The 15711-nt window shown below is 34.1% G+C and carries 16 protein-coding genes; 8 read left to right on the top strand and 8 right to left on the bottom strand.

The genetic code is table 11. The features are described 5' to 3' along the window. Window positions 1-24: 24 nt before the first annotated feature. From ABXQ82_RS01610 to ABXQ82_RS01600, 3 genes are all read right to left on the bottom strand, one after another. Window positions 25-516: a gliding motility lipoprotein GldH gene (locus tag ABXQ82_RS01610; protein ID WP_367053879.1), complete on the bottom strand. Its 492-nt coding sequence runs from the start codon at window positions 514-516 to the stop codon at window positions 25-27. After that, window positions 503-1816: a regulatory iron-sulfur-containing complex subunit RicT gene (ricT, locus tag ABXQ82_RS01605; protein ID WP_367053876.1), complete on the bottom strand. Its 1314-nt coding sequence runs from the start codon at window positions 1814-1816 to the stop codon at window positions 503-505. Before ricT ends, ABXQ82_RS01610 begins: the two co-directional genes overlap by 14 nt. A 128-nt stretch (window positions 1817-1944) precedes the next feature. Continuing rightward, on the bottom strand, window positions 1945-3021 hold the full coding sequence (locus tag ABXQ82_RS01600) for a rhodanese-related sulfurtransferase (protein ID WP_367053873.1): 1077 nt from the start codon (window positions 3019-3021) through the stop codon (window positions 1945-1947). A 651-nt stretch (window positions 3022-3672) separates the two neighbouring features. Here ABXQ82_RS01600 and recA point away from each other — a divergent pair. The 4 genes from recA to ABXQ82_RS01580 all read left to right on the top strand — a co-directional run bounded on the left by recA (window position 3673) and on the right by ABXQ82_RS01580 (window position 7541). Next, window positions 3673-4674: a recombinase RecA gene (gene recA / locus ABXQ82_RS01595; protein WP_367053871.1), complete on the top strand. Its 1002-nt coding sequence runs from the start codon at window positions 3673-3675 to the stop codon at window positions 4672-4674. A gap of 154 nt (window positions 4675-4828) precedes the next feature. Then, window positions 4829-5248, top strand: coding sequence for a hypothetical protein (locus ABXQ82_RS01590; RefSeq protein WP_367053868.1), 420 nt, complete (start codon window positions 4829-4831; stop codon window positions 5246-5248). A gap of 35 nt (window positions 5249-5283) precedes the next feature. Then, window positions 5284-5826, top strand: coding sequence for a sigma-70 family RNA polymerase sigma factor (locus ABXQ82_RS01585; protein WP_367053865.1), 543 nt, complete (start codon window positions 5284-5286; stop codon window positions 5824-5826). After that, the gene (locus tag ABXQ82_RS01580) at window positions 5826-7541 is read left to right on the top strand and encodes a hypothetical protein (RefSeq protein WP_367053862.1); all 1716 of its coding nucleotides are present in this window, start codon (window positions 5826-5828) and stop codon (window positions 7539-7541) included. The genes ABXQ82_RS01585 and ABXQ82_RS01580 overlap by 1 nt, the downstream gene beginning before the upstream one ends. Window positions 7542-7815: 274 nt before the next feature. Here ABXQ82_RS01580 and ABXQ82_RS01575 read toward each other — a convergent pair whose 3' ends face one another. The 3 genes from ABXQ82_RS01575 to ABXQ82_RS01565 form a co-directional block, all read right to left on the bottom strand. Continuing rightward, a complete protein-coding gene (locus ABXQ82_RS01575; protein ID WP_367053859.1) occupies window positions 7816-8052 on the bottom strand; it encodes a hypothetical protein in 237 nt (78 codons plus the stop codon). Window positions 8053-8054: 2 nt separating this feature from the next. Further along, on the bottom strand, window positions 8055-8966 hold the full coding sequence (locus ABXQ82_RS01570; protein ID WP_367053857.1) for a hypothetical protein: 912 nt from the start codon (window positions 8964-8966) through the stop codon (window positions 8055-8057). A 340-nt stretch (window positions 8967-9306) separates the two neighbouring features. Beyond that, window positions 9307-10047 (bottom strand): lysophospholipid acyltransferase family protein, encoded by a 741-nt coding sequence (locus tag ABXQ82_RS01565; RefSeq protein WP_367053855.1) that lies wholly within the window; start codon window positions 10045-10047, stop codon window positions 9307-9309. Window positions 10048-10163: 116 nt separating this feature from the next. Here ABXQ82_RS01565 and trpS point away from each other — a divergent pair, with 116 nt between their 5' ends. Then, the gene (gene trpS, locus ABXQ82_RS01560) at window positions 10164-11132 is read left to right on the top strand and encodes a tryptophan--tRNA ligase (RefSeq protein WP_367053852.1); all 969 of its coding nucleotides are present in this window, start codon (window positions 10164-10166) and stop codon (window positions 11130-11132) included. Window positions 11133-11267: 135 nt separating this feature from the next. On the opposite strand, the gene dprA is transcribed toward trpS, so the two are convergent. Then, a complete protein-coding gene (gene dprA, locus ABXQ82_RS01555) occupies window positions 11268-12371 on the bottom strand; it encodes a DNA-processing protein DprA (RefSeq protein WP_367053850.1) in 1104 nt (367 codons plus the stop codon). A gap of 156 nt (window positions 12372-12527) precedes the next feature. Between dprA and ABXQ82_RS01550 the strand changes: the two genes are divergently transcribed. From ABXQ82_RS01550 to ABXQ82_RS01540, 3 genes are all read left to right on the top strand, one after another. Beyond that, window positions 12528-13463 carry an SPOR domain-containing protein gene (locus ABXQ82_RS01550; RefSeq protein ID WP_367053847.1) on the top strand — a complete coding sequence of 312 codons (936 nt, stop codon included), beginning with the start codon at window positions 12528-12530 and terminating at the stop codon, window positions 13461-13463. 66 nt (window positions 13464-13529) lie between these two features. Then, complete coding sequence (locus ABXQ82_RS01545) at window positions 13530-14039, top strand: acyl-CoA thioesterase (RefSeq protein ID WP_367053845.1); 510 nt, start codon at window positions 13530-13532, stop codon at window positions 14037-14039. Between the two features lie 140 nt (window positions 14040-14179). After that, the gene (locus ABXQ82_RS01540) at window positions 14180-14392 is read left to right on the top strand and encodes a DUF6515 family protein (protein ID WP_367053843.1); all 213 of its coding nucleotides are present in this window, start codon (window positions 14180-14182) and stop codon (window positions 14390-14392) included. 96 nt (window positions 14393-14488) lie between these two features. On the opposite strand, the gene ABXQ82_RS01535 is transcribed toward ABXQ82_RS01540, so the two are convergent. Further along, entirely contained in the window at window positions 14489-15706 is a 1218-nt protein-coding gene (locus tag ABXQ82_RS01535; protein WP_367053840.1) for a peptidoglycan DD-metalloendopeptidase family protein, read from the bottom strand. Window positions 15707-15711 lie beyond the last annotated feature (5 nt).

The following is a 15711-nucleotide window of genomic DNA, read 5'->3' as shown; positions in this document are numbered from 1 at the left end:
GCCTAAAGTTATTAGTACTTAAAGTTAGTTGATAGGTTTTGGTTTTTCAATTCTAAACCCAACATCGGTAATACCTTCTAAAGCAATAACGCCGTTAACTTTTCCGCTTTCTCGCATGGCGTGCTGGATGTTAACTTCGTATGTACCTGCTTCGTCAAACACAACACTTTCCTTGTACCATAACTTGTTTTCTTTGGTATCGGTAACACCAGTTCCCAAAAGTTTTCCAGATGGGTCTGCCATTTTATATTCCAAAGTATCTGTGATTGTTTTCCCATGAGGAAAGGTCATTTCTACTATTAAAAACAAATTATTGTACTTATAAGCGTTTGTATTTCTTAGGTTTACAAATAAATTATAGGGATTAATTGTATCCGGAGGGTTAATTTTAAAACTTATTATTGAATCTTTATGCCATGCGTTAGGAACGGATTTATATGCATCGAAAACACGATTTTCATCACAAGACACTAGACAAAATATAAACACCAATACTACGGCACTATTTCGAATCATTCTTAGCATTTTGATTTTGCGGTTTTCTTTTATTGTTTCTTCTTCTTTTATTTTGACTCGTTTTGGTATGAGACGACTCGTTTTTGTTGCCTTGATTATTCTGCTTCGGCCGATTCCCTTGCTTTGACTTATTACCTTGAGCTACTTTATTACGTTGTTTATTTTGATGCCCTTTGCGTCTATTATTTTTACGTTTATTATTTCGTTTTGGACTATCAAAACGTGTTAAACTATCTTGACCCACAACGTTTTCAAACTCTGTTTTAGTATCTTCTACAAGATCTAATGCATATTCTTCAAGACTTATAACTTTTTTGTTTTCCTTGTTTGCCGCTATAATTTCATTGGCTTGTTGTGTGGTTATTTTATGCCAGTTCATCCACTCGCCTTCATAAGCATACCACATGTGCCCTTTAAAAATATCAGTTTTTTGGCAAACTGCTGTTCCTTTTTCAGTCTTAAGTTTTATATCTGTTTTCGGAAAATCTTTTAATGCATCCAAATACGTGTCTAATTCATAATTCAAACAACATTTTAGTTTCCCACATTGACCTGCTAATTTTTGAGGATTTAGAGATAATTGTTGGTATCGCGCTGCGGAAGTACTTACAGAACGAAAATCGGTCAACCAAGTAGAACAACATAATTCCCGTCCACAAGATCCAATACCACCAAGTCTCGCAGCTTCTTGACGAAATCCAACTTGTTTCATCTCTATTCGTGTTCTAAATTCGCGTGCAAAAACTTTAATCAATTCTCTAAAATCTACGCGTTCCTCTGCTGTATAATAGAATGTCGCTTTACTGGCATCGCCTTGAAATTCAATATCAGAGATTTTCATCTGCAATCTCAAATCTATTGCGAACTGACGTGCTTTTACCTTCATTGGTTCTTCCCTTTCACGGGCTTTCTTCCAAATATCAATATCTTTTTGGGATGCTTTTCGGTATATTTTTAAAATCTCTTCGGGCTCTTGAGAAATGTTTTTACGTTTCATTTGTACACGCACCAATTCCCCCGTAAGGGTAACCATACCTATATCATGTCCCGATTGGGCTTGAGTAGCCACAATATCCCCAATGCTAAGCGTTAAATTCTCTAAATTTTTATAGTAGTGTTTTCTACCGTTCTTATAGCGCACCTCAACCCAATCAAAGGGTTTTTCGCCGTTTGGTAAGGACATATTAGACAACCAATCGAAAACAGTCAATTTATTGCAACTATCTGTTCCGCAAGTGCCATTATTTTTACATCCTTTAGGTTGACCGTCGTCTCCAGTTGAGCAACTGTTACAAGCCATAAGTATTATATATATTGATTCCGATTAAAACCTGAATTTTATCGGAAGAAGGTTAATAAATAACTTTGATGCGTAAATATAAGATTATTATGAGGACTTAAAAAGAAAGATGTATAAGTTAACTTTTTCTAAACTTCCTTTTTCCTCTTCAAAACCTCAAAAATGTTCCGCAAATCTTTTTTGTAAGGTAGATGATCTGCACGTCCTTTTTTAAAAATATCGTTACTATTTCCTTGCCCTTTCCGGAGTTCTTTTTGTGCTTCAAAAGGCAGAGCATGTATCTCTTTACAATTTGTAGAACAGCAATTATTCATTTCGGTTTTACAAGCATCACATTGAATAAACAACAAGTGGCACGCATCATTAGCACAATTGGTATGCACATCAAACGGTGCGCCGCATTGGTGGCATTTCGCAATGACATCATCACTAATTTTTTCGGCGCGGCGTTCATCAAACACAAAATTTTTGCCTAGAAATTTATTTTCGAGATTTTGCTCTTGTATCTGTCTGGTATATTCAATAATTCCGCCTTCCAATTGATATACATTCTTGAACCCTTTGTGCTTAAAATAGGCACTCGCCTTTTCACATCGAATGCCGCCAGTACAATACATGACTAATTTCTTATCTTCTTTGTGGTCTTTTAAATCGTCTTCAATAATATCCAAAGATTCTCTAAAGGTATCCACATCGGGCGTTACGGCGTTTTTAAAATGTCCAATCTCGCTTTCGTAATGGTTTCGCATATCTACCAAAACTGTATTTTCATCTTCAATAAGCTGGTTAAATGTATCAGCTCCAACATGAATCCCTTTGTTGGTAACATCAAAAGTGTCATCGTTCAATCCATCGGCAACAATTTTATGGCGCACTTTCACTTTCAATTTTAAAAACGACATGTTGTCCTGCTCCACAGCAATATTCAGCCTAATATCTTTTAAAAAATCTATGGTATCCAAGTGGGTTTTAAATTCCTCAAAACGATCTGCAGGTAAAGATAATTGTCCGTTAATCCCTTCGGTAGCCACATAAATACGCCCTAAAACGTCCAAGGCGTCCCAGGCAATAAATAATTGATCTCTAAATTCTTGAGGATTGGCAATTTTGGCGTATTGGTAAAAAGAAAGTGTTAATCGGTCCTTGCCCGCTTTTTCGATTAATTCCGCTCTTTCTTTCGCGCTTAATTTATTGTACAGTTGCATGCTATACTAATTTTTTAAGGTTATAGATTCTTCGAAATGCAAAGGTACAATTTTTAAATTTTTGGGCGCCAAGGGTCGGGCTTTCACTACTCTCCCGATTAGCATCGGGATTAAACATGCCGTTCAATCCCAAGCGCACATAGCCGCCAAAGTCAGTCATACACCGCAAACATTAAGACTGTTTGGAAACATTAAAGCTAGAAAGCGTAAGCTAAATTCAGCATCCCGCCTATGTCGGGATGAGTTTAACTATCAAAACTCTATGCGTTTTCAAACTTTAGGGTTTTGAGTTTCACTCATAAAAAAAAGCACTTTTAGACAAACTAAAGTGCTTTTTCTGAGTAACTCTTCATCAAAATTTTTCTTTTTCAAACAAAAAAATTAAAAAGAGCAAACTACAATGGGCTTCACAATTTCCTATAATCTGATATACAACAATTGAAACGCCTATGCTTTTATGTAAAATGGGATTTGAGTATATTTTTTCTTTTTCACAGTAAAATTCTCCCCACTTTATTAGGTAGATGCAAAATAGTTTAAAAGGTTGCGTGGGAATATCAAATTTGTTTTAAAATGGGTGATAATAATATTGACATCCTATTGTAATATGCTAAAAGTTGTAGTATTTTAGCGTGAATAATTATACATAAAATGAGCAACGAAAAAGAAGCAAAATTAAAAGCATTAAAACTTACTTTAGATAAATTGGACAAAGCATACGGTAAAGGTACCGTCATGAAAATGAGCGATCAAGCAGTTGTTGACGTAGAGTCAATTTCATCAGGATCTTTAGGATTGGATATCGCATTGGGCGTTGGGGGATATCCCCGCGGACGTGTTATAGAAATATATGGGCCGGAATCTTCGGGTAAAACAACTTTAACATTACACGCTATTGCCGAAGCGCAAAAATCTGGAGGCATTGCTGCTTTTATTGATGCAGAACATGCGTTTGATAGATTTTATGCTGAAAAACTAGGTGTAGATATTGATAATTTAATCATATCCCAACCGGATAATGGAGAACAAGCTTTGGAAATTGCCGATAATTTAATCCGTTCTGGAGCAATTGATATTGTGGTGATAGATTCTGTAGCAGCATTAACGCCAAAAAGTGAGATTGAAGGCGAAATGGGAGATTCTAAAATGGGTCTTCATGCACGTTTAATGTCTCAAGCCTTAAGAAAATTGACTGCTTCTATTAGCAAAACAAATTGTACGGTAATGTTTATCAATCAATTACGTGAAAAAATTGGCGTAATGTTTGGTAACCCAGAAACCACAACTGGTGGAAATGCATTAAAATTCTACGCATCTGTAAGGCTTGATATTCGGAGATCTACTCAAATAAAAGACAGTAGTGGCGCAGTATTGGGTAACAAAACCCGTGTAAAAGTTGTAAAAAACAAGGTCGCACCACCATTTAGAATGGCGGAGTTTGATATTATGTATGGCGAAGGCGTTTCTAAAGTTGGTGAAATATTAGATATCGCGGTAGAAAACGAAGTCATTAAAAAAAGTGGCTCGTGGTTTAGTTATGGGGACACAAAACTCGGACAGGGGCGAGATGCTGTGAAGGCCATTATAAAGGACAACCCAGAACTAATGGATGAACTGGAACTCAAAATAAAAGATATCATAAAAGGCGAATAAATTCTCAAAAAATCCCGTTAAAGCGGGATTTTTTAATTTTATACTAAATCAATTTTAAAATCATCGGTTAAATTTATCTGGTATTATACGCAACCATTTGGCAAAATATACATCTAAAAGAAAAAGATTAATTTAAAACCCAAATTGATTTGTTATGAAAAAGATTTTAATTTTAAGCTTTCTAGCTTTATTTCTAAGTAGTTGCGAACTAATTGATGATGATGATGGGGATGTAAGATTCACTTCAGAATTTTTACCTATTGAAAGCGTTGACATTCCAGACGAATTCAGCCTCGGAGAAGTTTATCCAATTAAGGTAACTTACCAAAGACCCACTAGTTGTCATGTGTTTAGAAATTTGTATTATGCAAAAGAGAACAACGAAAGAACAGTTGCTATAATAACTGCTGTTTTTGAACGAAATGATTGTGAGACATTAACAGATGAAATGGTCGAAAGATCATTCAACTTTAAAGTCACAAGTAACGGCTCATACATTTTTAAATTTTGGCAGGGTAAGGATGATAATGACGAAGATATATACTTAACCATTGAAGTGCCAGTAGTAGATTAAAAACTAAGCATTAACTTAACTAATCTTTGTATCACTTGAGTTTAAATCAACTCATAGAAAATTGTAAAAAGAATGATACCAAAGCACAAGGGGAATTATATAAGCTCTTTTCGGGCAAGTTGTTTTCTACATGCTTAAAGTATTCGCGCAATTATGCCGAAGCTGAAGATAATTTGCAAGATGCGTTTTTAATTATTTTTGATAAAATTGGACAATTTAAGCACAAAGGCTCTTTTGAAGGTTGGTTAAAACGCATTACAGTTAATAATGTTTTACAACGCTATAGAAGCGAAAAAGTTTTTGATATTATAAATGAAAACACAACTGAAGCTGTTGAAATAGACATTGAGGAAGACCAAGTCTCGATCGATTATCTGTTACAAATTATTCAGGAATTACCCGATAGATATAGATTGGTGTTTAACCTATATGTGCTTGACGGATATTCGCATAAAGACATAGCAGAACTATTGAAAATTTCTGTAGGCACTTCAAAATCGAATTTAGCCAGAGCACGACAAATTTTGAAGCAGACTATAGAAGACTATAACGAAAAGCAAAACCTACAATCCTTATAATGGGAGATAAAAAACATATAGATAGACTATTTCAGGAGCGCTTTAAAGATTTTGAAGCCAAGCCTGATGATGCTGTTTGGGAAAATATCGAGGCGAAACTTAACGAAAAGAAGAAAAAGCGCAGAGTAATTCCAATTTGGTGGCGTTACGCTGGTGTCGCTGCTCTTTTACTGTTAGGGCTTACTTTAGGTTCAATTTATTTTGGCAGTGACGATACGCAAATAACACCTCAAGTAGTCGATACAGAAAAAACCGATTTAGAAAATACCAAAGACACAGAAATTCAGGATTTAAATAAAATTGATAATACCGATGCTTCTGAATCTGTTATTGTTGATGTTGAGAATGGTAGTGAAAGTTCAAAAGAAACTTCAAATTCATCTGAACAAAATAATGATGATAAGTTAAAACTTGTTAAGCAGAATTCTTCGGTTGCAACATCCAATAATTCAAAAGACACAGATAAAACTGAAGAAGCATTCATTTCAAATAAAAACAACAATAGGTCTAAATCTGTATTTAAAAAAGAAGGTTCCAAGGTTATTGCAGAAAATAAAACTTCAGAGAAATCTGAAAACAGTTACAAAAACAATTCATCTGCAATAAACGATGCTGTTACAAATGTTAAAACTATTCAAGAGCAAAAAGACAATGTAGGTATAGCAGATAAGAATGATAATTCAAAAGTTATTGTAGAAAACAGAACTTTAGATGCGCCTGAGAACACTTCAAAAGATAATATGTCTGTGAAAGATGATGTCGTTAATCCTAAAAGTACAGAAGCGCAAAAAGAAAATGTAGTTGTAGCAGATAATTCTAAAATTAAAACAGATAAAATTGAAAATACCAAAGCAAAAAAATCTGTCGAAATAGCAGAAAACAATCCTAAAAAAGAGGCTCAAACCATCGAGGAAGCCATAGAAAAAAATGAATCGCTCCTTGAAGACGACGATACTAATGTTGTATTGAATAAATGGGGGATCTCGCCCAATGCGGCTCCAGTTTATTTTAGTAGTTTGGGCAAAGGATCTTCTATAGACCCACAGTTTAACAATAACTCTAAAAGCGGTGAGGTTAATATGAGCTATGGTTTAAATGCCAGTTACGCTATAAACAATAGAGTTACAATTCGCTCGGGGATTAACCGCGTAAACTTAGGCTATAACACCAATGATGTTGTAGTGTTTGAGTCGGTAAATGCGAGTGCTTCAAATATTAAAACCTTAGAAACCATAAGCAGTAATGCATCAGATGAAGTGGCCCAAACTAGTGCCGTAAGTAGTGGTAATGATGTTACTATTATTAGTGCTGAAGCTTTTAAATCTAATAATAATATTCCAACTTTTGATGCTTCAAATACAACCATAAATCAGTCGTTTGGCTATATAGAAATTCCGTTGGAAATTCAATATGCCCTTTCCACAAAACGATTTGGTGTAAATGTTATTGGTGGTTTTAGCTCGCTCTTTTTAAATAACAACGATTTGTTTTCTGATGTAGAAGGACAGCGCATACGTTTAGGAGAAGCAGATAATATTAACAAAACAAGTTATAGTGCCAATTTTGGATTGGGACTAAATTATAAAGTATCAAAAAAGATTAATTTGAATTTAGAGCCTATGTTCAAATATCAAATTAATACGTTTAAAAATACGTCTGGTGATTTTCAACCCTTCTTTATTGGGGTTTACACCGGATTCGGAATTAAATTTTAGGTTTTTGGTTAGATCTGATATTGATTTCCATTAAGCTCGGAAATTGATATCTATAAAAACTGCCCTTCCCCGAGGGCAGTTTTTTAGTTTTATAGAAACAATCAGTCTAAAATAGTTTAAAACACAATTTTAACGATAGTCTATAGGAAAAATAGCAGCCTTATAATCTCTATTTTCGCATTAACTAAAGGTGTCAGAAAAAAAACCAAACTTTTGGTTTATATAATATAGCTACCATTTTACATATGCATATATACTGAATGGACAATTTTTATTACTCTTTTTTTAGTCCTTTCTTATTAAAAACACTATTCGTAATCCATAGAGATATTGAAAAAGATATTATCAAACACAAATACATCATTGGATTACTCAAATTTACTTTTATTGTTTCCCAAGAATTAGGTTTATCGCTAAAAAAATAAGCAATAAAAAGCAAGCAAGTACCTGTAATAATCAATACTACCTTTATAGAAAGGTAATATTTAAGTACAAATTTTCTTGTTTTCATAATTATTTATTTAACAATAATTCGATAGTTTGATCATCAGGTAATTCAAATATTGAAGCATCAAATGAAATATCATCCTCGTCTAAAACTAGTACTATTTTTTCTATCTCTACAAACTTCACAGCTTTTACATATGAAAGACAATCAGCCGCTGCCCATATGACACCACCAACAGCTCCTTTTACTGCTCCAGCAGCTCCTCCAAATACAGCACCACCTACAGCTCCTGTTGCGGTACCTACACCCGGAAAAGCTACAGTTCCTCCTGTTGCCCCTATAATACCTCCATTGACAGCCCCTGTTACAGCTCCATATACCATACCTCTACCTATTTTTTTTCCAGCAGTTTTCCTCATACAATCCCAAAAGCCACCACCTTTAGCACTTGTACTATTATTTTGTATTTCATTGCTTAAATAAACTTCTTCTAACGCTTGGATTGCATATTTAGAAGCGTTTAAAATAATTTGAAATTCTTGCTTCTCATTACTAGACATCAAAAAATTACTATCTAGCTTATTTTGATATTCATTTACCAAATCTGGAATTTCATAATCATATGCATTAATCATATCATTATAATATTCTAATAGCAAATTGTTTGTTTCTCTACCGAGTTGACTAGGTAATTCAATGTAAACTTGTGCATATGTTTCCTCTAAGTTTTTACTAGACAGACCTTTCGAAGAAATATTATTCTTGGATTTTGTTTTAAAAGACTTATTAAAAGTATTTTCAATTGTTTCATCAGAACTGAATAAGTCCTTTATCGAATTTGAATGAACTTTAAGTTTAGAGTCTAAATCAGCATAATTAAATGAATTTGAAGGAGTTTCATTTAATTCATTTTTCTCACATGAGCTAAATGATGTTATTATTATTAAAAGGAATAATGATATTTTTATTTTTTTCATAATTTTAAAGTTTTACCCAAAAAAAGGGTAATTAATAAAACAGTTGTTTTAGAAGTCTAAAAAATTAAGAAGTCATTTATGTTAAGAAGTCATTTTTTTTACCATTAAATTTTTTTTAGAGAAAATAAAAAACTAGCGCTAGTTGTGTTGCAACAACTTTTGTTTTACACTTTTTCTGGGAGACTTCTTAAATAACCCAAAACCTATGTCCAACATTTCAAAACTAAAAAAAAAAAAAAACAATTGACAATTTTTTTTCTTACATTTTTAATCAATTTGTAAGGCTTATGGTTTTGACACAGATAAAATGTAGAAAAATATTACTTCTGAAACATCAAACTCAATAGCTTCTAAAAACTCTTAACTGCTCTAAAATAATCTCTTTAGACCTATCATTCAAAGCCCTCGTATTTTCAATAGTCAGCCCTTTGGTTTCAATAAATTTATGAATCTTGGCTCGCATTTTCCCAGGACTTCCACTAAAAAAAGTATAGGAAAATCGTTTTTTATTATCAGCAAACGTCATGGGTACAATTGGTATTTGATGGTTTATTGCCAATCGGAACGCACCATCTTTAAATTCATCAAGCATAATATGTTCTTCGGGCACACCTCCTTCAGGAAAAATACAAATGCTCAACCCTTGTTTCAGTCGTCTTTGTGCTCTTAAAAAAACAGCATGTCGGCTTTTTGCAGAACTTCTGTCAACCACAATACAAGTGCGCTTATAAAAAAAGCCGAAAAGCGGAATTTTAGTCAGCTCCTTTTTTCCAACAAACACAAAAGGATTTTTTACAGCTACTAACATCAACATAATATCTGCCATCGAAGTATGGTTCGCAATAAACATATAGCTCTTATCCTTTTCTGGGACTTGCTCTCGTTCTATGCTGTATTTAAACCCCATACCTATCAAAATAAACTTGGCCCAAAAGCGAGCAATTTTAAAAAAGAAAGGGTACCAAGATTCTTTGGATATGGATATTAAAAGCACGGGCAACAAAATCAAGATGGGCAAACCCACAAGAATGTAAAACCAAATGCGGTAGAGTAACCAGAATATATACTTAAAAACTATCATTCCTGCCAAAAATACGTAATTGTATTGAGGATTTTTACGAAATCGATTACCTTTGCTTTCGCAAATATTAGTATTGAATATTAATTAAAGAGATACCTGCCTCCGCAGGTAATATTATGGCAAGAATACTCACGGGCATACAAAGTACAGGAACACCACATTTAGGAAATATTTTAGGCGCAATTATGCCAGCTATTAAAATGGCTGAAAATCCTAAAAACGATTCCTACTTATTTATAGCAAATTTGCACACGTTGACTCAAATTAAGGATGCCGCAACGTTACGCGAAAACACCTATTCTACCGCAGCTACTTGGTTAGCCTTTGGATTGGATATTGAAAAAACCGTGTTTTACAGACAGAGTGATATTCCGCAAGTAACTGAGTTGTCATGGTATTTAAGCTGTTTTTTTCCATACCAACGTTTAACTTTAGCTCATAGTTTTAAAGATAAAGCAGATAGATTGGAAGATGTGAATTCAGGATTATTTTTCTACCCTATGCTAATGGCCGCCGATATTCTATTGTATGACGCCAACATTATTCCCGTAGGTAAAGATCAATTACAACATATCGAAATGACGCGTGATGTAGCGTCTCGTTTTCACGCACAAGTGGGAGATACTTTTGTATTGCCCGAAGGGAAAATTCAAGAAAACACCATGTTGGTTCCCGGTACCGATGGTGAAAAAATGAGTAAAAGCCGAAACAATACCATCAATATTTTTTTGGCGGATAAAAAATTGCGTAAGCAAATTATGTCCATTAAAACAGACAGCACGCCACTAGAAGACCCAAAAAATTGGAAAACCTGTAATTGTTTTGCTATTTATAATTTATTGGCAACTGATGCTCAAATTGCTGAAATGAAAGCCAATTACGAAAACGGTGGTTATGGTTATGGACATGCAAAACAAGCCTTATACGAATTAATTTTAGAGAAATTTGCTGAACCTCGTGAGCGTTACAATTATTATATGAGCAATCTTGGCGACATTGATAAAGCACTTTTAGTTGGTGCTGAAAAGGCCAGAATTGTTGCTGATGGTGTTTTAAGCAGGGTTCGGACTAAGGTTGGGTATTGATTCCTGCGAAGGCAGGGATCTTAATCGAAAGATATCGGTTGAGTGGTTTTCCTATAATTTTTTCAAATTGTAAACCCATTACTATTTTTTTGAGACCTTTCAGGTTTTTAAAACCTGAAAGGTCTGATATCCCAACTAAATAACCTCAAACAACTTCCCGGGAAGCGGTCTTACAACACCCTTTAACTCCATATTCAACAACGTTCCTGACACTTTAAAAATGGGCATTTCACAATTTAAAGCAATGACATCCAATTGCTGTTTTTCGTTGTCTTTTAAGTAATTATAGATTATTTTTTCGGTAGCATCCAATTCAACAAAAAGTTGTTTTTGTATGGCAGGTTTTTCTTTGTCTTCCAATTGCCAATTCAAAATATATGGCACATCCAAAGGCGTGGACATCATATGGGCTTTTTGGTGCTTTATAAGATTATTGCAACCAATGCTCAATTGATCGGTTGTGCGTCCAGGCACCGCAAACACATCTCTATTATAAGAATGAGCAATATCGGCAGTAACCAAACTTCCTCCTTTTTCGGCAGATTCTATAACAATTGTAGCTTCACTTAAACCAGCAATAATTCTGTTTCGTTTTAAAAAATTGTTTTTATCAAAGGTATCGGTACTCCAAAAATCAGAGAAAAAACCACCATTTTTCTCCACATCTACCATGTATTTTTTATGGACTTTTGGATAAATTTGATTCAATCCGTGTGCTAAACACCCAATGGTTTGCAAATTGTGTTTTATCGCATTTTTATGTGCAGTAATATCTGTGCCATAAGCGAAACCCGATACTATAATTGGATCATAGGGCTTTAAAGTTTCTATTAGTTTTTCACAAAAAGCAATCCCGTTTGTTGTAATTTTTCGAGTGCCGACAATGCTGATAATGTGTTGTTTATTTAAATCAATATTCCCGGTTTGAAATAACAAAATAGGGCCATCAATACAATGTTTTAGTTTCTCCGGATAATCCACGTCCCTAAAATAAGATACTTTTATATTTTCCGCCTTGATAAAATCTAATTCCTTTTCAGCATCAGCTAAATGATTTTTTCCGAACAATCCGTTTAAAACGAATTCGCCAATACCATCAATTTTAAGCAAATTTTGTTTTTTCTCTTTTAATACCGCTTCCGCAGAACCACAATGTCCTATTAATTTTTTAGCTGTAATATCCCCAACTTTTGATGCATGTTGTAATGCCAAGGTATAAAGCAAATCGTTTTCCGTCATCTTAAAATTTAATTCTCTTACAAGAAAAGAAATATTTTGCACATATGGTTTTCCGCTTTTGTGGGAATATCACGTTTTACATAAAAAAGGTTTACATTGTTAATAAGTAGTTATGTGAAAAATTTAATCAAAACCATATTTTTTTAAATTTGCTTTATGCAACTGGAAACCTACATCAGCGATTTACTTTATAGATATGAATGTGTTATTGTGCCTGACTTTGGTGCCTTTTTATCTGAACGACAATCTGCTACAATCAATATAGAAAACAATACGTTTTACCCGCCAAAAAAAATCATTTCGTTTAACGAACAAATACAAAAAAATGATGGTTTGTTAGCGCGTTATATTGCTGATGTTGAAAAACTCCCGTTTGAGGTTGCCAATAAAAAGATTAAAAAACGTGTAAAAACCCTAAAATCTTATTTAACCCAAGGTGAAACAATTACTTTCAATAACATAGGCGAAATTATTTTTAATACCGAAGGGAAAATTGTTTTTGAGCCTTCTTATAATCTAAATTATTTAACGGATGCTTTTGGTTTATCACAGTTTGAATCTACAGAAGTGACTCGTGAGGTTTACAAAGAAAAAGTTGAAGCTGTTGAAAAAGTAGTTCCAATTACATTCACACCTGAAAAACGTAAAAATAGAGGCTATTTAAAATACGCTGCCGTTGCTTTAATTGCTTTGATGCTTGGTGGTGTTGGAGCTTCTAAATATTATGTGGATACTATTGAAACCCATAACCAATTAGCACAAGAGCAAGCCACCCAACAACTTGAAACTAGAATTCAAGAAGCTACGTTTAGCTTAAATCCATTACCTGCAATTACGCTTAATGTTACCAAACAAACGGGCAATTATCATATTGTAGCTGGAGCTTTTAGAGTTGAGGAAAATTGTGATAAAAAAGTATCTCAATTAAAACAGGATGGTTTTAGCGCTCGTAAAATCGGCGCCAATAAATATGGCTTACACCAAGTGGTTTATGCAAGTTATGAGGGCAGACTTGATGCGCTAAAAGCTTTAAGAAACATCAAAAAAACGCATAATAAAGATGCTTGGTTGTTGGTTAAAAAACTAGACTAGATTAACAAAAAATTACATCTTACTTTACTCCTTTAATACGTAACTTTGCCACATCAAAATTTATAGATGAAAGCAAAGACTCCAGAACAATCTAAAACTACAATGACCGATATGGTTTTACCTAGTGAAACCAACCCGTTAAACAATTTATTTGGTGGCGAATTATTAGCACGCATGGATCGTGCAGCGAGTATTTCTGCTAGGCGTCATAGCAGACGCATTGTAGTTACCGCATCGGTAAATCATGTGGCTTTTAATCGTGCCGTTCCTCTTGGAAGTGTTGTTACCGTTGAAGCTAAAGTGTCGCGTGCTTTTAACACCTCTATGGAAATTTATATTGATGTTTGGATGGAAGACAGGGAATCTGGAGCGAGAACAAAAGCCAACGAAGCTATTTATACCTTTGTGGCTGTTGATGAAACAGGTCGCCCAGTAAAAGTTCCTGAAGTAACACCTGAAACTGCAATTGAAAAAGAACGTTTTAATGCTGCTTTACGTAGAAAACAATTGAGTCTTCTGTTAGCTGGAAAAATAAAACCAAATGAGGCTACTGAGTTAAAAGCGTTGTTTGATTAAGCTAGGGACAAATTAAAAAACGTTCCGTTTCTCATTCTGAAATGAGTTCTAAATGTACAAGTTTTAGTGCTTTCGAATCACTTCAATTAAACCTTTTGCTATTACCTAAGTCTTATAGTAAACCCAAAAATCTTAATACTATGAGAACTTTTGTTATTTTATTATCCGCTATTTGTATGATGAGTTTATCGTCATGCGCTACTAGAGTAGTTACCAGACCTGCTTCGGTAACGGTAATTAAAACACCTCCCAAACATTACAAAATTGTAAAAGTAAAAGGGAAACGCTATTATTTCTGGAATGGGAATCATTATAGAAAGACGAAACGTGGTTATGTGGTTACTAGATTGTAATCAAAAAAAAACTGTTTTCGCGTAAATATTTATTTAAGACGAATCTCTGCGTTAAGGATTGAAGTCCTGAAGCTTCGAGACAGGATGACACTTGTGTCACATCTTATAAATCCAACTGGCAGGGTTTTGCGTTTGTAAGTCTTTAAAAACAATAAAGTTAAGTATGGTTTCTCCTGTAGTTGGGTTTGTAAACACTTCCCCAATTTCTTGTTTTGTAGATACTTTATCGCCTTCTTTTACTGAGACCTTACCCAAGTTTTTATAAGCTGTGATGTAGTTTCCATGGCGAATCATAACGATAGGATTGGCGTTTTTTATCAGAATAATTCTGCTTACCACACCTTCAAATACTGCACGAGCTTTTGTACCTTTTTCCGTAGCAATACGCACACCATTGCTCTTAATAGTTAACGACCTGTCAACTGGCGAGCGTTGTGTGCCGTAACCTAACTTCACAAAACCTTTCTCTACTGGCCATGGCAGTTTCCCTTTATTAGATACAAAATTACTAGCTAAAACCTTTTCTTCAGCAGTAAGCGAAAACGTAGATGTGCTAGACGTGGTTTTAGTCCCAGATTTTTTTCTAGATGAAGCAATAGCTGCTTTAATAATACGCTCTATTTCTCTATCTATTCTATCAGCTTCTCTTTGTTTCGCTTTTATTTGAGAGGCATATTTACTTAAATTCTTCCTAATGGAAGCCATTAATGATTGATGTTGTGCGCGTTCTTTCTCTAAAGTCTTTTGCGTGGTTCTGTTCTCAACAATTAGTTTCTGCTTGTCTTCTTTTTGAACTAGTAAATCTTTGTTGATTTGTTGTAATTCGGCAGTTTTAGACTTAATGGTTTCACCTTGCTGTTTCTGATGATTTGTATATTGTTTCATATACTGCAAGCGCTTATAACCTTGCTTAAAATCGTTTGAGGACAGCAAAAACATAATCCTACTTTGTTGATTCCTGCTCTTATAGGATTTCACGATCATAGCCGCATAATCTTCTTTGAGCAACTTTAACTCATTTCTAAGATCGGTAATCTGCTTTTGATTGTTATTGATTTCCCGTGTTAATAAATTAGCCTGCTGGTTGGTAACCTTAATCAGGTTATTTAAAACACTAATTTTATAATTGAAGTCTTCAATTTGTGATAACTCGGATTTCTCTTTCGACTTGTTTTCAGCACGTAAGGCATTAATTTTTTGAATCTCCCGACGTAATTCCTGTCTGCGCGTTTCCAGTTGTTTTTGTTTATCATTCTGACTAAAACCAGAATGACTAAAACTCAAAAAAAGAAGTCCTAAAAAAAGAAATTTCAATATAT

The sequence above is a fragment of the Algibacter sp. 2305UL17-15 genome, from assembly GCF_040720935.1.
In the GTDB taxonomy this organism is placed as follows: domain Bacteria; phylum Bacteroidota; class Bacteroidia; order Flavobacteriales; family Flavobacteriaceae; genus Jejuia.
This window is presented reverse-complemented; position numbering and strand designations above follow the sequence as displayed.